We start from the raw sequence: 19,312 nt of genomic DNA, 5'->3' as shown, positions 1-19,312 counted from the left end.
AAATAATTAATAGTAACTAAACTTTAACAACAATTAATTTCTTAAAATTAAACAAATATTTAATTTTTATACATAAATAATAATTCAATTATCGTAATTAAGTATTTAATTATCAACTAATTAAAGATTATATAAAAACATCTTATAAATTGGTTTTATTCAGTTTAACATAAAAAAATAATCAATAAATATCCTTTTTAGTAGAAAATATTACAAAAAAAATAGCGACTGAAAAATCAGCCGCTATTATTACATCAAATATTAAAAAATTACTTTTTAATTGTTTTTATCGTTTGTTTAGAACCATCTTTCATTTCTAAAGTCACAAGATACATTCCTTGTTTTAAATCTCCCAAATGAAGAGCCGAAGCAGGATTTGAAATAGTTTTCACCAATCTTCCTGAAATATCAGTTACCAAAATATTTTTCACATCAGCCACATCTGAAATGTTCAATACATCTGAGAATGGATTTGGATATGCCTTGATAGCATTTTTAGAGTTATTCACTTCGTTTGTCGCTAAAAGAGAAGCATCATAAGCAGATACCATAAACTGTCCTGTTGTGCTGGTTCCTCCTGCACTTCCCGTATATCTCCATACACTTACATATAAGGTAGTACCCGGAGTCTGACCCGTAAGGGTAACCAAAGAGTAATTACCTACTCCATTGTCATCATCACAAGCAATACTTGTAAGCGAACCACAAGTTCCTGAGTGAACGGAAAGTATTGTATCCAGTAATCCAGAACCCGTAACCCCCTGTGTTTCAATAGTAATACTTCCACTTGCCGGCACCACTACAGAATACCAAACGTTGTCTCCTCTGTTTGTCTGACAAGAAGTTGTTCCATCCGTTACAGCTCCTACGTTAGTTGTAGTAATTGCATTGGTAGCAAATGCTCCTCCAACCGTCAAAGGTATAGCTCCTGAACAAGAGTCATTTACAGGTGGCGGTGGTGGAGTTCCGATACAGATATTAAAGCTTGTATTATATCCCGCACCGGAATATGTGTAAACTCTTACATAATAAGTTTCTCCAGGTGTCAGTCCTCCTACAATATTTGTGTTTGGATCTGAACACAATAAGCTCGTCTGAGAACCACATGCTCCGCTCAATACCTGAAAATACATATCTGAAGCAGTAGTTGATCCCGTAGAAACAATATTTGATAATGTCACTGTATGTGCAGTGTTTGTCGCCACAAATTTGAACCAAACATCATCATCAGGGTTTCCGTTACAAGGTGTCGCAGCCATTGATAAAGAAGCTCCTAAAGTATTAGCAGAAGTTGTAACTCCGCACGCTAAATCAGGATTAACTGTCAGTGTCACAGCTCCCGCACAGTTGTCATTCGCAGGAGGAGGCACAGAAGTCGTCGTAAATGATCTTACCGTACATCCTGTTGAGTTTGTAGAAGCGTTATAAGCTGTAACTTTATAATAATAAGTTGTAGAAATATTTAAAGGTGCAGAGAATGCGTAAGAAGTAACATTACCCAAATCAACATTATTTAGCAAATCTGTACCTCCCGAAGTAGTACCTACCGTCAATTTGTATCCCGTAGCTCCCGTAACAGCACCCCAGACAATTGTAGGAATTGTAGAAACTCCTGTAGCCGATGCACTTGGTGAACTTACACTAGGACAAGGCATTGATAATGTCGTAAATGTATTTTCCGTACAGCCTGTTGCCATTCCGACAACATTTTTAGGAGTTACCGTTACATAATATTGCGTGGAATAAGTAAGAGGTGTCGCGGCAGGAATTGCATAAGAAGTTACATTTCCCACATCCACACCGTTCAGGATATTAGTTCCACCTGGTGTTGTCCCCATATTGATGACATAGCTTGAGGTAATAGGTGTTGCAGCCCAAGTAATTGTTGGTGTCAAAGAAACTCCTGTCGCAGCATTCGCCGGCGCTGAAATCGTTGTACACGAAGGCGGCGTTGTTGGCGGTGGTACAGTTGCATCAAATCCAATCACCGGTCTTCTGTAATTTGAAGAAGTAAGCGTAGCCCCGAAAGTACCTGTTGTACCTAAATATTTTGTCGTATTGCTATTAGAAGAATTTATACAAGGGCCGCTATATTCATACTGCCAGAAAATGGAAGATGCCTGAGCCGTAGTCTGAACATACTCTGTATAAACAGCCAGATTGCTTCCTGCCGTATACACAAAATTCGTAGCATGCTGGAACTGCTTAAAGCCAGAGGTACTTCCTACCGCAGTCTGAGGATTGGAGTCATACACCAAAGTTGCAGATCCTATTTCCGTAGCCCAGTCCGGTGCGGTAGAACCAAAATCCGTAGCAGAAGTATTTTTTAAATAAATTTTAAAAGTAGTATCTGCATTTAAACTACCTGAAGCTGTTGCTCTTTTAAAATAGGTTGAAGTGATCGTGCCATTTGCGATATCACTTAATTGAGAAGCAGGAATAATGAAAGCCATTCTTTGTTTTTCATTTGCTATTGTATTGCTTCTCATCACTGAGTAGGTCATGTTGTCTACATTCGATGAGCACGTTGCCACCGGATAAGCCTGTCCCTGATACAATTGACAAGCCAACATACATGTCAAAAATAAAAAGAGTAAATTTAGTTTTTTCATAAATAAGGAATATTGAATTTCACGTGGTAAATTTATAAAAATTATTAAATAAAATATACAAAAACGTTAATTTAACTAATAATATATCAACAAAATAAACGTTTGATTAATAATTAAAAGCAACAAATTAAATTTATTTATATAAATCACAAATATTTGACAATTTTTAAACAATTAAAAGTCAATGCATTACAAAATAACTCCACTTTTACCTACCACATTTTTCTCCCTTTAAAATTCTCGCAAAAACTTATTAACAATTTTTAAGTTTATTATAATTTAAATTTATTCAAAATAAAAAGTGACTTAAAATAAGCCACTTTTATATTCTATTTAAGCGAAAAATTTTCTTAATTCAAATAAAACTCATATTTGTTAAGCAACTGAATTTCTTTAATCAGATCTCCATTCAGATTCACAGAATGCTTCATCGACTGTACCTCCAGATGTTCAACCCTGGAATCATCAGCAATATTTTTTATATAAAACTTCAACTTCTGATTTCCCTGGTTTTTCTCCAGAACATTCCTGAAAAAAGTAAGGTCCTCAGGCCTGAAATCCATCACATCCATTACTAAGGAAATACTTTTCGCAAACCTTTCAAATGCTTCCTGAAGCTCAATAACGTCATTTACGTTTACGAAAACCCGGCCATCCTTTACCTGAGCAAATTTGATTTTAAAAATAACAAATCTTTGAACCTCAAGCTTCTCCTTCAATTTCATATAATCTCTGTCACCCAACCTGAAAGAATATGATCCCGAATAGTCTTCAAGCGTCACAAAAGCCACCTTTTCTCCGCTTCTGAAGCCATCCTGAACACGATATTCAGTGATCAAACCTGCAACGGTATATTCTTTTCCGCCACCGCCGTTTTCTCTTTCTTTCTGTATGGTTTTCCAGTCTTTTTTCTTTTCTTCAAATAATTCTTCCTGCTTATTGGCAAAAGCCTGCTCTTTATAAGCATCCACTTCATCTAAATTTAAAAACTGAAAAACTCCTTTCGGCTCTGCTTTTTTCGTGACTTCTTCTATAATCTCTTCTTCGCCGGTCAGCAATTCATCGGAAATTATTTCTACAAGATCTGCAACATCTTCAATAACATCAGCCTCCAAAATCGGAGCTTCATCTACCACCAGTTTCACCTCTTCTTCCTTCTCCAAAACTGCTTTTTTAGAAAGCTGACCCTGTATAAACTGGAACTGAAATTTAAATTCATCCAACGGATGCGCAGAAAGATAGAACCCGATGATTTCCTTCTCTTTATTAAGCTTATGCATGTTCGGCCATTCCGGGCAAGGTGCTAATTTTGGCTGCTCGATCTGAACTTCCTCCGCAAAATCTGCAAAAAGGGAGTTTTCCATCTCATTTTTGCTTTCCTGGAAGCTTTGTCCGTATCGGATCAACCTTTCAAGATTGGTTCTTCCCGCCATATCAATATCAAAATACTGACCTCTGTGGAAACTGTCCAGTTCATCAAAAGCCCCCGCCAACACTAAACTTTCCGCTACTCTTTTATTCATCTGAGAAGGTGGAATCCTCTCAAAAAAGTCATAAATATTTTTGAATCTGCCATTGGCTCTTTCCCTCGTAATCGCTTCACTCGGCCCTTCCCCGATTCCTTTAATCGCTCCCAAACCAAAACGGATCTGGCCTTTTTCGTTTACGGAGAATTTATATTGAGATTCATTCACATCAGGACCCAAAACATCAACACCAATACTCTTACAATCCTCCATGAACATGGTGATGGAATCCGTATTGTTGATGTTATTACTCATCACACTTGCCATGTATTCCGCCGGATAATTCGCCTTCAGAAATGCGGTCTGATAGGCAATTAACGCATAACAGGTTGAGTGAGATTTATTGAAAGCATATTCTGCAAACGCTTTCCAGTCGTTCCAGATTTTCTCTAATCTTTCTTCATTAAGATTATTTTTTCTTCCGCCTTCAATGAATTTTGGGTACATTTTATTCAGAACATCGATCTGCTTTTTACCCATCGCTTTTCTCAGCGTATCGGCTTCACCTTTTGTAAAGTTGGCCAATTTTTGGGATAAAAGCATTACCTGCTCCTGGTATACGGTAATTCCGTAGGTTTCCTTTAAATATTCTTCCGTTTCCGGTAAATCGTAAACAATTTCTTCAATTCCGTGTTTTCTGTTAATAAAATTCGGAATATATTTTATCGGACCCGGACGGTACAAGGCATTCATGGCAATAAGATCGGCAAAAACCGTTGGCTTAAGCTCTCTCATGTATTTTTGCATCCCGGGACTTTCATACTGGAAAATCCCTACCGTTCTTCCTTCTTTAAATAACTGATACGTCTTGTTATCATCAAGCGGAATCTCATCCGGGTTGATATCAACATCATGTCTTGCTTTTACTAATTTTAAAGCATCTTTAATAATCGTTAAAGTCCTGAGACCCAGAAAGTCCATCTTCAAAAGACCCGCACTTTCCGCCACCGAGTTATCAAACTGAGACACCAAAATATCAGCATCTTTCGCGGCAATCGTCACCGGAACCAGATTACTCACATCTTCCGGCGTGATAATAACTCCACAAGCATGGATTCCTGTATTTCTGATACAACCTTCCATTTTTCTGGCACTCGCCAAAACATCGTGACGCGGATCTCCCGGGCTATCGAGAACAAACCTCATCTCATCGACAAGCATTTGCTCTTCCGGCCTTAATTTATCATATTTTGTTAAAGCTTTTGCAATGTTCATCCCGGGTGTGGAAGGAATAAGCTTTGCAATATTATTAGTGTCGGGAATCGGGAGATCAAGAACCCTTCCGGCATCTTTAATGGCAGATTTTCCACCCAGAACCGAATAAGTAATGATCTGTGCCACCTGATTTTGGCCGTATTTATCGATAACCCATTTGATAACTCTATCCCGTCCTTCATCGTCAAAATCGATATCAATATCGGGCATGGAAACCCTTTCCGGATTCAGGAATCTCTCAAAAAGGAGATCGTACTTAATAGGATCTACATTGGTAATTCCGATACAGTAAGCCACTGCTGAACCTGCAGCAGAACCCCTTCCAGGACCAACCCAAACTCCCATGTTTCGGGCTTCGTTACAGAAATCCTGTACAATCAAAAAGTAACCGGGATACCCTGTATTGGCAATAACTTCAAGCTCGAAATCAAGACGTTCCTTTATTTCATCGGTAATTCCGGTTTCTACGTAGCGTTTTTTGGCTCCTTCATACGTTAAATACGTCAAATACGCCATCTCACCACGCTTTCCACCATCAACCTCATCTTCAGCGTGAATAAATTCCGTCGGAATGTCGAATTTCGGAAGGAGAACGTCTCTTTTTAAGGTGTAAGGTTTAAATTTAGCAAAAAACTCTTCGTACGCTTCAAAAGCATCCGGATAAGCTAGAAAAGCCTCTTTTATTTCCTCAGAATTTTTAATATAATACTCTCCCGTTGAAAGACCTCTTCTCTTTCCAAAACCTTTCCCAACCGGAGTCGATAGCTTTTCACCATCTTTAATACAGCTTACAATATCCTGAATATTAGCATCTTCTTTATTGGTGTAATAAGTTTCGTTCTGAGCTAAAATTTTAACGTTATATTTATCGGCAAAATGTAATAAAACATCATTTAAATGCTCTTCTTCGGGTAATTTGTGATTTTGAATCTGAACATAAAAATCCTCCTGAAAAGTTTCTTTCCACCACCTGAAAAGCTCCTCCCCTTTTTGTTCACCGGTATTTAAAATCGCATCGGGAATATCTCCATTAATTCCTGATGTTAAAGCAATCACGCCTTCTTTATATTGAGCAATAAGATCGCGGCTAATCCTCGGAACTCCGAAATAGAATCCTTTTAAAAATCCAATACTCGAAAGTTTGGCTAAATTTTTATATCCGTTAAAATCTTTGGCCAGCAAAACAACCTGCGTTCTTCTGTCCGGATCATCTTTGGTAAACTGTTTTTGCTCGTAACGGTCTGAAATATAAAACTCACATCCTACAACGGGAATCAACGGTTCGGAAACAGGTTCTTCTTCATTGAACTCTTCTCCTTTCTCTTCTGCTTCCTGCTTTTTGGCTAAATATTCTTTATGCTTTTTAGCTCTGTCACCATTCGCTCCTTCCACTGCAGAAACGAATTTGAAAGCACCCATCATATTCCCCAAATCCACCATTCCGACGGCTGGGAAATTATCATCCGAAGCTTTTTTAATTAAATCATTAATGCTGGAAGTTGCCGATAAAGTTGAAAATACACTGTGATTGTCGAAGTTGAAATACTTTCCAAGATCAATCTCGTCAATACTTCCAAAATCCTGTTGCTTTTTCTTGTTATGAAAATCCGCAACCTGCCTTCTGATAACAATATTGAAGGGCTTGATCGGGTCCGGATAAAGCGTTTTGAAATAAGTAAGTTGATCTTCTGAAATTTTCAACACTTCAGACGGAATTACTCCGATTCTCATCATTTCAAAGAAAACCTGGGCGGTTGCATTTACGTCCGCTGCAGCATTGTGGGCTTCATCAAACTTATTTCCGTATAATTTTTCGTAAAGTTCTTCCAGTTTCGGAGATTTGTATCTTCCGTTTTTTCCGCCTCCGAGCTGACAGTAATTTGTACCCAGAATCATGGTATCCGCTCTCGGCTTTTCCTGAAGGCTGTCTTTGATATTTTTCCGGTAAAACTCGGCTCCGACAATGTTGTAATCAAACTCAACATTGTGTCCGGAAACCACTCTTACTTTTTCTAAAACTGTTGCAAATTCTTCTAAAACTTCCTGCAGATCTCGTCCTTCTTCATTAGCGATTTTTGTAGTGATCCCGTGAATTCTCGCGGCATTGAAGGGAATGTCGTACCCTTCCGGTTTTATAATATAATCCTGATTTTCAATTAAAGTTCCGTCGTCGTCATGCAGTTGCCATGCAATCTGAACCATTCTTGGCCAGTTGTCTGAATCTGAAAGCGGAGCGTTGAAATTCTTTGGTAAACCTGTGGTTTCTGTGTCAAAAACTAAATACATGTAATTTTTCTAGCTTTTAATTTAAAAAGAAAATGTAAAGTTACTCCATTTTTTCGAATTCAATCTTATAGCAATTAAACAATTCTGTCTATTGATACCATTCAACAAATAAGAAAATTATAAACCAAATTTATAATAAAAATAAAAATTTTTCATAGTAAAACTTCAATATTAGCTAATTGATACAAAAAATAAACTTTTAACCTATATTATTCGCAAATAATTGTTTACAGATATATATTTGTCAGTATTAGTATTAAAAATTTAATTTATGAGGAAAAGTATACTCTTGGTAAGTACTTTGGCGATAAATTTATTTAGTGCCCAAAATAATGACAAGTTAAACCAAGCTTTTGAGAAACAAAATAAAGAAAATTTCGCAAAATTTGATGCTTATATTGCCAAAAAATATGGATACTCAAAGACACCCGAAGTTTTAAAAGAAATTGAAGAACAGAGAGCTAATTTGGCTGGCTTTACTCCGGGTGGAAAGCCGTACTTTTATGAAGCCAATGATTTAGATCAAATAAAAAATTCTAATGCTGATTTTTTGCAGAATGGTAGTGGGCAAATGGGCCCTTTTAATGGTGAAAATATTAAGTATACAATTTTTGACGGAGGAAGAGCTTTCGAGGGTCATGTACTTTTCAACAATGCTCCAAACAGAGTGAGTAACAAAGAGGCATCCACGATGAATTACAGTGCACATGCCACTGCTGTAACCAGTTTTATCGGTGCAAAGGATTTTCCTTTCACTTTCACTCTTCAGAACGGAACCACACGTGCAGTAAATTTTAGAGGAATTGCCCAGAATGCTATCTTTGATAATTATAGTTTTGCTACAACAACACTGTCCGGAAACTCGACAACCAGCAGTGTTTTTCAAAAGATTTTAATTGCACAACCTAAAATATCAAACCATTCTTACGGAACCAATCCAGGATGGAACTACAGTACAGATATAGATGGATGGCTCTGGTATGGGGATTTTACAAGTCCAAACACAACCTTTGACTTACAGGGAACATACTTTACAAATGATCAGAATTATGATAATATAGTATACAACAACCCTTCCTACGTAATTGTAAAATCTGCCGGAAATTCCTATGGAATGGGCCCAACAGGAAATACAATTCCAAAATACTATGAGAACAGTAGTGGTAATGCTGTACAATTCGCTGCCACAGATGTAGTACCACAAAATAACTGTGCCCAAGGATATGACTGTATTGGAACAGGATCACTTGCTAAAAACATCATTGTTGTGGGAGCATCAGATATTCTCACTACTGCAGATAATAGATATACATCAGCTTCCGATGTAATAAAATCCAGCTACAGTAGTGCAGGACCAAGAGATGACGGCGGTATTAAACCTGATATCATTACTACAGGAACTGATGTGGCACACGCATCCACAGTACAAAATACCACAGGAAGTCAAGGAGCGGATATAGGCAGTGGAACTTCATTTTCTGCTCCAATAGTTACCGGTATTATAGGGCTTTGGATGCAGATGTACAAACAATTGTTTCCAACTTTTGAACTTAATGCCGCATCTGCAAAAGCATTGATGATACACTCCGCATCCGAAGCAGGAACAGTAGGCCCTGATCCATGGAACGGCTGGGGATATATAAATGCTAAAAAAGGGGCAGAATTATTGCTAATGAAATACGCCACTTCCATTATATTTAATGATGAAACCCTGATTAGCGGCACGGTAAACCAAAAGACTGTTATAGGTGGGACTGAGCCTCTTAAAGTTACCATTTCCTGGATTGATCCGGAGTTTGTTATCCCTTCAGGCACAACATGGAATGATGCCTACAACAATAGAACTTCCAGACTTGTTAATGATTTGGATGTAAGAATTATTGACACTACCGACAATACCATTTATTATCCTTGGAAACTGAATGCCAATGCACCGATGGCACCAGCTACAAAAGGAGACAATACAGTTGATAATGTAGAACAGGTTGTCATTGATGCGCCACTTCTCGGAAGAAGCTACAGAATTGAAGTTTCAAATAAGGGAACTCTTAAAAATAATGCAGGTGCAAATGCTCCTCAAAATTACAGTATTATTGTTACGGGGCTTATTCAGCATGTTTTAGGAACAAATGAAGCAGTAGACCTAAGTGGAATTACGATTGCCCCAACAATTACAAAAGATATGGTAAAAGTATTGAAAGCTCCAAAAAAATCGTCTTTTGCTGTTTATGACCTGTCCGGTAAGAAATTACAGAACGGAATCATTAATTCTGATGAAACTTCATTAGACTTATCATCTTATGTAAAAGGAATTTACATCATTGAGGTAAGAACTGATAAAGATGTTATTACTAAAAAAGTGATCAAAGAATAATAGATAATTTAAATAAATAATTACAAAATGCTAACAGTTGTTAGCATTTTGTTTTTTTGCTTATCTTTGCTTTCTATGGAAAATACACTTCACGAGAAAGTTTCTCAGGATATCTTGCTTAAGGCTTACAACCATATGATGCTTGCAAAAGCAATGGCAGACATTTACGAAGAAAACAGAAATGTTACCAAATACGTTCATAGTACTTCAAGAGGTCATGAAGCAATTCAGTTGGCAACGGCTTATCAGCTAAAAAAAGAAGACTGGGTTTCTCCTTATTACAGAGACGAAAGCATTCTTTTAGGGATAGGTTTCGAGCCTTATCAATTAATGTTGCAGCTATTGGCAAAAGCTGACGATCCTTTTTCAGGAGGTAGATCTTATTACTCCCACCCTTCGAGCAGGGATGAAAACAAACCAAAAATCATTCATCAAAGTTCCGCAACGGGAATGCAGACCATTCCAACCACTGGTGTTGCACAGGGAATAAAATATATTCAGGATTTTAATCTTCAGCAATTTGAAAACAACCCTGTTGTTGTTTGCAGCCTCGGAGACAATTCCGTGACGGAAGGTGAAGTGAGTGAAGCCCTTCAGTTTGCAGCTTTACACCAGCTTCCTATCATTTTCCTTGTTCAGGATAACGAATGGGGAATTTCCGTAACTAAGGAAGAAGCCAGGACCTGCGATGCTTACGATTTTGTAGCCGGATTTGTTGGTTTAAGCCGAATGAGAGTAGACGGAACTGATTTCGTTGAAAGCTTTGAAGTCATGAAAAAAGCTGTCGATTTTGTACGAACCGAAAGAAAACCTTTAGTTGTCTGTGCAAAAACAGTTTTAATTGGTCATCATACTTCCGGCGTAAGAAGAGAATTCTATAGAGATGAGGAAGATTTAACAAAACATAGAGCAAAAGATCCGGGAGAAATTCTTAGAAAACAATTGCTTGAATCCGGAGCTGACGAAGAATTATTAAAACAAATCACGAAAAAGGCAAGATTAGAAGCTGAAGAAGCATTCGAAAGAGCTCAAAAAGCAGAAGATCCAAAGCCTGAAACGGTAATGCAGCACATTTTCGTACCGACTCCGATTACGGAAGAAGTGGGAACCCGCGAGCCGGAAGGTGGTGAAAAAATTGTAATGGTTGACGCCGCAATCCATGCCATTCAGGAAATCATGTGGAAACATCCCGAAGCATTATTGTACGGACAGGATGTTGGAGAAAGAATTGGTGGAGTTTTCCGTGAAACGGTGACTTTAGGAAAGAAATTCGGGAGCAAGAGAGTTTTCAATACAGCGATTCAGGAGGCTTATATTATTGGTTCTACAACGGGTATGAGTGCTGTTGGCTTAAAACCTATTGTTGAAGTACAGTTTGCAGATTATATTTATCCGGGAATCAATCAGTTAATTACTGAAATTTCAAAATCTAGTTACCTAAGTCAGGGTAAATTCCCTGTTAGCAATATCATCCGTGTTCCAATTGGTGCTTACGGAGGTGGCGGTCCTTACCATAGCGGAAGTGTTGAAAGCATTTTAGCTAATATTAAAGGAATTAAAATCGCTTATCCAAGTAACGCAGCAGATTTTAAAGGCTTATTAAAAGCAGCATATTATGACCCGAACCCGGTGATTATGCTGGAGCACAAAGGTCTTTACTGGAGCAAGGTTCCGGGAACTGAAGACGCAAAAACCATTGAACCTGCGGAAGATTATATTTTACCTTTCGGAAAAGGAAAAGTAATTATTGAAGCGAATAAAGAAGAAACTGAAAAAGGCAGAACTTTATTGGTTGTAACATACGGAATGGGGGTTTACTGGGCGAAAGAAGCTGCGAAAAACTTTAACGGAAGAGTTGAAGTAATCGACTTGAGGACATTAATTCCTCTTGATGAAGAATTGGTCTTTGAAAGAGTAAAAGCGCATGGAAAATGTATTGTTTTAACAGAAGAACAATTAAACAATTCCTTTGCAGAAGCCTTCGCACACAGAATTTCAAAGAATTGCTTTAAATATCTGGATGCACCGGTTGAAACGATGGGATCATTAGATACTCCGGCCGTTCCGATTAATTTAGTTTTAGAAAAAGAAATGCTTCCAAATGCTGAAAAACTTTCTGCTAAAATCGAAGAAATGTTAAAATATTAAAAAAACAGAATTACAAATATAAACCTCTAATTTTAGAGGTTTTTTTTATGCAGTTTAATTAATTTTAATAAATTGTAGTAAATTTTGAACACTTATGATCACAACAAAATACGTCAATTACAAACAGGTGCTCAATTTATCCGGAATGCATCTGATCTGGATTTCCGCCTGGTGTACATTGATTGCCATACTGTTTCATTTTTTTCACTGGCAATGGATGACGATTCCCTGGGTTCCGGTAGCGTTAATTGGTACCGCAGAAGCTTTTTTGGTTGGTTTTAAAAATAACCAGGCTTACGACAGACTTTGGGAAGCCCGTAAAATTTGGGGTGGAATTGTGAATTCCAGCAGATCATTTGCTTCAATGATTTACGCCTTTAATATAGATAATGAAGAAATTGGAACTTTTGACCTTGAAGACCGCAGAAAAAAAATTGTTTACCGCCATATCGCCTGGCTCTACCAGTTTCGTGAGCAGCTTTTGATACCGACCGAGTGGGAACACATCAGTGCCGAGGAAGAAACGCATCATAATATCAACCAACGAAGAAACCGACTTATAAAAGCCGGATTCCCGGATTACAGCAGAACTCCCCTTTTCCTGAATAAATATCTATCTGAGGAAGAAGCCGAACTTCAGTCTGAATACAAAAACTTTGCTACTCACCTGATTTCTCAGCAGGCAAAAGAAATCAATGAATTAAAAAACATTGGAGCTATTTCCGAATTTAATCAAATGCAATTGCAGAATTCTCTGAATGAATTTTACGGTTTTCAGGGACAAGCAGAAAGAATCAAAAAATTCCCGTCACCACGGCAGTTTGCAAGTACTGCTTTTGTTTTTAATGTTCTTTTTATCCTGTTGCTTCCGTTGGGTTTGGTGAATGAATTTGAAAAGTTGGGAGATTGGGGAATCTGGACCTCCATTCCTTTCTGTATCATCATCGGCTGGATTTACATCATTATGGAACTGGTGGGAGATTATTCTGAAAACCCTTTTGCCGGATTAATGTTTGACGTTCCCATGCTTTCCATCTGCAGAACGATTGAAATTGATCTTTTACAAATGGCCGGAGAAACGGATCTTCCCGAACCTATTTCCTCTAAAAACGGAGTATTGGTTTAAAATTTACAAAACAATCGCCGTAGTATTTTTCACCTCAGAGATCATAAAAGAGCTGTGAGTACTTGCAATATGTTGTAAAGTTGTGAGCTTTGACAACATAAAATTCCGGTAATCTTCCATATCCTTTACCCCGATTTTTAAAATATAATCATAGTCGCCGCTCACATGAAAACATTCCGTAACCTCCTGTAAATTCATTATTTCCCGTTCAAATTGCAGAACATATTCTTTTTTATGCTGCGTCAGTTTTACATGACAAAGCACAATAAAACTCCTGTTAATTTTATGCCGGTCAAGAATCGCAACATACTTAGAAATCACACCTGTATTTTCCATTTTCCGGATACGTTCATAAACAGCTGTCACAGATAACCCGAGCTTGTAAGACAGTTCTTTGGTGGTTTGTTTAGAATCTTCCTGCAAAAAAAGGAGCAGTTTTTTATCAATTTCATCGAACGTCATAGATAAATTTTTGTTAAAAGTTTATATAAATCAAATATAATAAACTTTTTATCTATTAAATTAGTTTTAACTAGATTTATATTCTAACAATCTAAATTTACCTTGTAAATATTCGGGAATTCATTCAAATTTATCACAGAAAATCTAAGCTATATGAAAGACTTTAATGCAGCCAACGAAATCCAGGATTTACAGTATTTTGGTGAATTCGGAGGAGTAAACCCTTCGATTTCAGACAGTTCTACTTACACATTCCTTTCTGCAAAAACAATGTTTGATACTTTTGAAGGCAATGCAGAAGGATGTTATCTATACTCAAGGCATTCTTCGCCCATGAATTTGTACTTGTCACAAGCTTTGGCAAAAATGGAAAATACTGAAACTGCAAACGTTACAGCTTCAGGAATGGGAGCTATAACTTCTGTTTTAATGCAGGTTTGTAAAAGTGGAGATCATATTATTTCCAGCAGAACAATTTACGGTGGAACGTATGCATTCATGAAAAACTTTCTTCCGCCTTTTCAAATTGAAACCACTTTTGTGGAAATTAACAATTTTGAATCCATTGAAAATTCGATACAAAAAAATACAAAGATTATATATTGTGAAAGTGTGAGCAATCCTCTCCTTGAAGTTGCGGATTTGAGAAAGCTATCAGAAATCTGCAAAAAACACAATTTACAACTGATTGTTGATAATACTTTCTCACCACTTTCCATTTCCCCGACTTTATTGGGTGCGGACATCGTAATTCATTCTTTAACGAAATTTATTAATGGAAGCAGCGATACTGTAGGAGGAGTTTACTGTGGAACACAGGAATTCATTAATGACACAAAAAATGTAAACAACGGAGCCTGCATGCTGCTGGGACCTACGATGGACAGCCTTCGTTCTGCGAGTATCCTGAAGAATCTTCGAACGCTTCACATCAGAATGAAGCAACACAGCCACAACGCAATGTATCTGGCTGAAAGATTTGAACAGGACGGATTAAGAGTTTCTTATCCCGGATTAAAATCCCATAAAAACCACGAATTAATGAAAAGTATGATGCATGAAGAGTATGGATTCGGGGGATTATTAACTTTAGATGCCGGAACTACGGAAAAAGCCAATGAACTGATGGAACTGATGCAGCAGGAAAATCTGGGCTATCTGGCGGTAAGCTTAGGCTTCTACAAAACTTTATTCTCATGCTCAGGAAGCTCAACTTCATCCGAAATTCCGGAAGAGGAACGCGCCGAAATGGGAATTTCCGATGGACTGATCAGATTCTCAATCGGCCTCGATCATGACATCGAACGAACTTATGAAAAGATGAGGGAATGCATGCTAAAAACAGGCGTTCTCAACCATGAAACCATCTCCATATTCTAATTAATTTTGTTGTAAAGCTGTTGTAAATTCGACAGCTTTTTTTATTCCGATCACACAATATAACCATAAGATTTGTCATGAAAGAATCTAAACAAGAGTTTGAGTTTAATTGCTTAGATCCTTTCAGGATGACAAATGTGTGATTATTTGATTATTAAATGAAGTTTATTTTCTATGAAAATGTTTCGGGAAAGCATCCTCTGGTTTCATTCTGAAAATATTTAACAAAATCCAGGATTTTAAGAAACCATATCCATAAGAAAACATTTGAATATAAGTAGAAATCACGGCCATTCCGGCAATACTGATATTTTTAGTGACAAATAAAGCATGAAACAATACCATAAAAGTATACAACCCGTAAAAGGCAAGAATAATCCCTTTACCTAAAATAAAATACTCCAAAAAGCCAAAAATATAGCCTAATAAAAATAAAGTAGGAAAAGCAAATGAAATTTTCACATAATTCGGGTGCCTTTGATTAAGAATTGGTCTAGCACAACCAAACTGATATACTTGCTTCGAGAACTTACCAAAATCTACCCTGCGTTTATGATAAACGGCAATATTATCGAAGAAAGCCGTTGTATAACCGTTTTCCCAAAGTGTCATGGAAAGATCGGGATCCTCACCAATTCTCATTTCTGAAAAGCCGCCTACTTTCTCAAAAACTTCTTTCTTCACGCCCATATTGAAGCTTCTCGGCTGAAATTTTGAAACCGCTTTTTTACTTCCTCTGATTCCGCCAGTCGTAAAAACCGAGGTCATGGAATAGGAAATTGCTTTCTGCATCAGGTTGAAGCCTTTATGAGCTTTATCCGCTCCACCAAAGGCATCACAGGGAATTTCAAGGATATCATTTTTAATATTTTCTATGTAATCTTTTTCTACAATCACATCACTGTCGACGAAGACCAGCCATTCATTCTGGGCTCTCTTTGCCCCATAATTCCTCGTTAAACCCGGTCCCGAATTGTCTTTCCTGAAATATTTAATCTGTAAAATTTCTTCAAAATTATGAATGGTGGGTTTCAGATCAACGAGGGAACCGTCATCTACAATAATGATCTCAAAGTCTTTGTCTGTCTGCGCAGTAAGAGAATTCAATAGCTCGAAAAGTTCATCCTTACGGTTGAAAATAGCGACGATGATGGATATTGTAGGCTTCAAATCTAAAATTTTTCAAAATTACTTATTCATAAAAGAATGGGCAAACAAGTTCTATAATAATTAAACGCAAAGTAGAATAAAATAATATCAGCTCTTGAAATTTTCCTCAATTTTTACGTCTCCCTTTTCTGAGGATGAAATTTTAAACAAAATAAATTGACATTTTAAACAAAATCATCACGCTTTAATGCATCTACCTTTGTCTTAAGAAAATTTTAAAACAATTTAAAAATGAGACAGAATAATTTACAACAACCTATTTATTCAGGTTTTACGGCACAATCTACAGCGCAGGATGTTATCAAAGGAATTGATCTTTCCGGGAAAATCGCAATTGTTACCGGTGGATCCGCAGGAATTGGTTTGGAAACCACAAAAACCTTGGCTTCGGCAGGAGCTACCGTAATTGTTCCGGCCAGAGATCTTGAAAAAGCGAAAAAAAACCTTTCAGGAATTGAAAATGTTGAAATTGAAAAAATGGATTTAATTGATCCCAATTCTATTGATTCTTTTGCTGAAAAATTTATCGGTACAGGAAGAAAATTAGATTTATTAATTAACAATGCAGGAATCATGTGGGTTCCGTTGAGAAGAGACAGCAGGGGCATCGAATCACAGTTGGCCACCAATTATTTGGGACAATTTCACCTTACTGCAAAATTATGGGAAGCCTTAAAAAAAGCTGACGGAGCAAGGGTAATCAACGTTTCTTCTTATGGACATCAGATGTCGCCTTTTGATTTTGAAGACCCAAATTTTGAGAATCGGGAATACCAGACTTTGATCGGCTATGGGCAATCGAAAACTGCGAGTAATTTGTTTGCTGTTGCATTGGATGAAAAAGCGAGAAAGTTCAATGTGAGAGCTTATTCTTTGCATCCAGGCTCTGTTTTTGGAACTGATTTGGGAAGAGAAGAACCGATTGATTTGTTCATTCAAATAGGAACCCACGACGAAAATGGAAAAATAAAACCCGAAGTGGAGGCCCAACTGAAAACTATCCCGCAAGGTGCTGCCACAACGGTCTGGTGCGCTACAACTCCACTTCTTGAAAATATCGGTGGAGTGTATTGCGAAAATTGCGATATTGCAGAAATCGATAATGGGCAAATTGAGCACAGATTTGATGACCCATCAACAATACGAGGAGTTCAGCCCTATTCTATCGACAAGGAAAATGCAGAGCGTTTATGGAAATTAAGTGAAGAAATCTTGAGAATGAAATTCGATGTAGAATAATCTTAAATTACCTAAATTAGAATGAGACATCTTAACCTTATAGGTTTCGAAAATCTATAAGGTTTTTTAAATTAAATAAATAATTTTACAACATAAAATTAATCAAAAATGGATTTTCATTTTAAATATATCACGCCCGACATTAAACTTTCAACCTACGATGATAAGCTTTTCAAAACGGAAACGGTTTTTGAGTTTCACATGCTGGTTTGGTTTATTTCGGGAGAAACAAAAATTATTCAGGCGGATAAATCCTACCTTTTCAAGGCCGGAGATATTTTCCTGATTCCGCGAAATCATCTGGCGACCATCATTAATTATCCAAAAGACGGTCTTCCACACAAAGCCGTTGTGATGCATTTAACAAAAGAACGTTTGAAAAATTTTTATTCAAATATTGAAATCAGGGAGAAAAACATTCAGGAAGAAACCAAAATTTACAGCTTTGAAAAACATCCGTTGTTAGAAAGCTGTTTGGCTTCGCTGATTCCTTATTTTGAGGTGAAAGAATCATTTCCTGAGAATATTGCAGCCTTAAAGATCACTGAAGCCATAAGTATTTTAAGAGAAATCGATAAAAATATTGATTCCGTTTTAGCAGACTTTGAAGAGCCAGGAAAGATTGATCTGGTGAATTTTATGGAAAGGAATTATATGTTTAATATGTCTCTGGATAAATTCGGGTATTTGACAGGAAGAAGTTTATCAACCTTTAATCGGGATTTCAGGAAAATTTTTCAGACAACTCCTCAGCGCTGGCTCACGCAAAAACGTCTGGAGCTTGCCTTCTATCATTTATCGGAAAAGAATAAAAAGCCGTCGGATGTTTTATGGAAGTCGGTTTTGAAGATTTTTCACATTTTTCTTATGCTTTTAAGAAGCAGTATGGCTTTGCGCCTTCGTTGGTGAGATGAAAAAAAGCACCTGTTTTTCAGGTGTTTAAAATTAGTTTTCGATTGAATTATTATCTTTTTTAAAAGCTTCAATCATCTGATCTCTTCTCTCTTTTGTGAGAGTTTTACTTTGTGGATATGGGTTATTTTTAAATTCCTCTCTCTTTTTAATATACATTTCCCTTGTTACAGGAATGCCTTTTTGTAGAGGTGCAATTTCAACTTCTTTTTTTTCAATCCCTATTGCAATAAAGGAATGATATTTATTTGCATCACTAATTTCTAAAATTAAACCTGTGAGTCCTTTAAATCTATAAGGTCCTTCCGATACCGGAATATCTTTTGTGTACCAAGCTGTGTAAATTCTATTACCGAATTTTGTTGTAGCTTTATTACACTTATATCCAAGAATCGTTTTTACATCTTTGTAATTGGTATCCCAACTTAAATAAGTATTTTCAAAAGTATAAAAATCTCGATTTATATGACTTGTAAAATAAATTTTCGAGCCTTCTCTATATATAGAATAGCCAACTTTATATTTTGGTAAATCAGCAGCCCTAATCTCAACATTACTAGAGGTTTATGCCGCAGCAGCAGCTTTTTTAAAAATCTCTCTAGCGGCTACATATTGCTGACTATAAAACAAGGAAGTATTTGAATTGAAATCCAAAAGCATAAGTTCTTTGAACCTATGACTCTGATCCACATCTATCGTATCCCTAACAAAAGAATATTCATATTGAACCTCAAGTTCTGAAAGAGACTTCTCAGCTTTTTGTTGAGAAAACAAACAAGTAAAAGATAGTATTGATAATATTAAAAAGTATTTACACATCCTCAAATTTAATTAATGTTTATTTATTTACCACATTCCCATC

General features: G+C 36.8%; 11 protein-coding genes and 1 pseudogene. 6 read left to right on the top strand and 6 right to left on the bottom strand.

Annotated features, from left to right (window positions below; all coding sequences use genetic code 11):
* Nucleotides 1–269: 269 nt before the first annotated feature.
* Nucleotides 270–2,612 (bottom strand): T9SS type A sorting domain-containing protein, encoded by a 2,343-nt coding sequence (locus tag ATE47_RS04365; protein ID WP_082632498.1) that lies wholly within the window; start codon nucleotides 2,610–2,612, stop codon nucleotides 270–272.
* A gap of 350 nt (nucleotides 2,613–2,962) precedes the next feature.
* Nucleotides 2,963–7,639 carry a DNA polymerase III subunit alpha gene (gene dnaE / locus ATE47_RS04360; protein WP_062160808.1) on the bottom strand — a complete coding sequence of 1,559 codons (4,677 nt, stop codon included), beginning with the start codon at nucleotides 7,637–7,639 and terminating at the stop codon, nucleotides 2,963–2,965.
* Between the two features lie 271 nt (nucleotides 7,640–7,910).
* Between dnaE and ATE47_RS04355 the strand changes: the two genes are divergently transcribed.
* The 3 genes from ATE47_RS04355 (at nucleotide 7,911) to ATE47_RS04345 (ending at nucleotide 13,287) form a co-directional block, all read left to right on the top strand.
* Complete coding sequence (locus tag ATE47_RS04355; RefSeq protein ID WP_062160807.1) at nucleotides 7,911–10,013, top strand: S8 family peptidase; 2,103 nt, start codon at nucleotides 7,911–7,913, stop codon at nucleotides 10,011–10,013.
* Between the two features lie 75 nt (nucleotides 10,014–10,088).
* On the top strand, nucleotides 10,089–12,161 hold the full coding sequence (locus tag ATE47_RS04350) for an alpha-ketoacid dehydrogenase subunit alpha/beta (RefSeq protein WP_062160806.1): 2,073 nt from the start codon (nucleotides 10,089–10,091) through the stop codon (nucleotides 12,159–12,161).
* Nucleotides 12,162–12,255: 94 nt separating this feature from the next.
* The gene (locus ATE47_RS04345; RefSeq protein ID WP_062160805.1) at nucleotides 12,256–13,287 is read left to right on the top strand and encodes a bestrophin family protein; all 1,032 of its coding nucleotides are present in this window, start codon (nucleotides 12,256–12,258) and stop codon (nucleotides 13,285–13,287) included.
* A gap of 3 nt (nucleotides 13,288–13,290) precedes the next feature.
* Here the strand turns inward: ATE47_RS04345 and ATE47_RS04340 are convergent, their stop codons facing one another.
* Nucleotides 13,291–13,749: an Lrp/AsnC family transcriptional regulator gene (locus ATE47_RS04340; protein WP_062160804.1), complete on the bottom strand. Its 459-nt coding sequence runs from the start codon at nucleotides 13,747–13,749 to the stop codon at nucleotides 13,291–13,293.
* 153 nt (nucleotides 13,750–13,902) lie between these two features.
* Between ATE47_RS04340 and ATE47_RS04335 the strand changes: the two genes are divergently transcribed.
* Nucleotides 13,903–15,129: an aminotransferase class I/II-fold pyridoxal phosphate-dependent enzyme gene (locus ATE47_RS04335; RefSeq protein WP_062160803.1), complete on the top strand. Its 1,227-nt coding sequence runs from the start codon at nucleotides 13,903–13,905 to the stop codon at nucleotides 15,127–15,129.
* Nucleotides 15,130–15,294: 165 nt separating this feature from the next.
* On the opposite strand, the gene ATE47_RS04330 is transcribed toward ATE47_RS04335, so the two are convergent.
* Nucleotides 15,295–16,299 carry a glycosyltransferase gene (locus tag ATE47_RS04330; protein ID WP_062160802.1) on the bottom strand — a complete coding sequence of 335 codons (1,005 nt, stop codon included), beginning with the start codon at nucleotides 16,297–16,299 and terminating at the stop codon, nucleotides 15,295–15,297.
* Nucleotides 16,300–16,530: 231 nt separating this feature from the next.
* Between ATE47_RS04330 and ATE47_RS04325 the strand changes: the two genes are divergently transcribed.
* Together ATE47_RS04325 and ATE47_RS19200 are read left to right on the top strand one after the other, a co-directional pair.
* Nucleotides 16,531–17,538 carry an SDR family NAD(P)-dependent oxidoreductase gene (locus ATE47_RS04325; RefSeq protein ID WP_062160801.1) on the top strand — a complete coding sequence of 336 codons (1,008 nt, stop codon included), beginning with the start codon at nucleotides 16,531–16,533 and terminating at the stop codon, nucleotides 17,536–17,538.
* A 108-nt stretch (nucleotides 17,539–17,646) separates the two neighbouring features.
* Nucleotides 17,647–18,452 (top strand): annotated as a pseudogene (locus ATE47_RS19200) (helix-turn-helix domain-containing protein).
* 31 nt (nucleotides 18,453–18,483) lie between these two features.
* Here the strand turns inward: ATE47_RS19200 and ATE47_RS19515 are convergent.
* The gene (locus ATE47_RS19515; RefSeq protein ID WP_442857089.1) at nucleotides 18,484–18,915 is read right to left on the bottom strand and encodes a GLPGLI family protein; all 432 of its coding nucleotides are present in this window, start codon (nucleotides 18,913–18,915) and stop codon (nucleotides 18,484–18,486) included.
* Between the two features lie 99 nt (nucleotides 18,916–19,014).
* Nucleotides 19,015–19,269 carry a hypothetical protein gene (locus ATE47_RS04315; protein WP_062160800.1) on the bottom strand — a complete coding sequence of 85 codons (255 nt, stop codon included), beginning with the start codon at nucleotides 19,267–19,269 and terminating at the stop codon, nucleotides 19,015–19,017.
* Nucleotides 19,270–19,312: the final 43 nt, after the last annotated feature.

It is taken from the genome of Chryseobacterium sp. IHB B 17019 (genome assembly GCF_001456155.1).
Taxonomy (GTDB): Bacteria; Bacteroidota; Bacteroidia; order Flavobacteriales; family Weeksellaceae; genus Chryseobacterium.
This window is presented reverse-complemented; position numbering and strand designations above follow the sequence as displayed.

Bases quoted from the DNA above. Each gene is read 5' to 3' on its own strand.
- ATE47_RS04325 (WP_062160801.1), top strand. From the start codon at position 16,531: ATGAGACAGAATAATTTACAACAACCTATTTATTCAGGTTTTACGGCA.
- ATE47_RS04340 (WP_062160804.1), bottom strand. From the start codon at position 13,749: ATGACGTTCGATGAAATTGATAAAAAACTGCTCCTTTTTTTGCAGGAA.
- ATE47_RS04350 (WP_062160806.1), top strand. From the start codon at position 10,089: ATGGAAAATACACTTCACGAGAAAGTTTCTCAGGATATCTTGCTTAAG.
- ATE47_RS04345 (WP_062160805.1), top strand. From the start codon at position 12,256: ATGATCACAACAAAATACGTCAATTACAAACAGGTGCTCAATTTATCC.
- ATE47_RS04365 (WP_082632498.1), bottom strand. From the start codon at position 2,612: ATGAAAAAACTAAATTTACTCTTTTTATTTTTGACATGTATGTTGGCT.
- ATE47_RS04355 (WP_062160807.1), top strand. From the start codon at position 7,911: ATGAGGAAAAGTATACTCTTGGTAAGTACTTTGGCGATAAATTTATTT.
- ATE47_RS04335 (WP_062160803.1), top strand. From the start codon at position 13,903: ATGAAAGACTTTAATGCAGCCAACGAAATCCAGGATTTACAGTATTTT.
- ATE47_RS04315 (WP_062160800.1), bottom strand. From the start codon at position 19,269: ATGTGTAAATACTTTTTAATATTATCAATACTATCTTTTACTTGTTTG.
- dnaE (WP_062160808.1), bottom strand. From the start codon at position 7,639: ATGTATTTAGTTTTTGACACAGAAACCACAGGTTTACCAAAGAATTTC.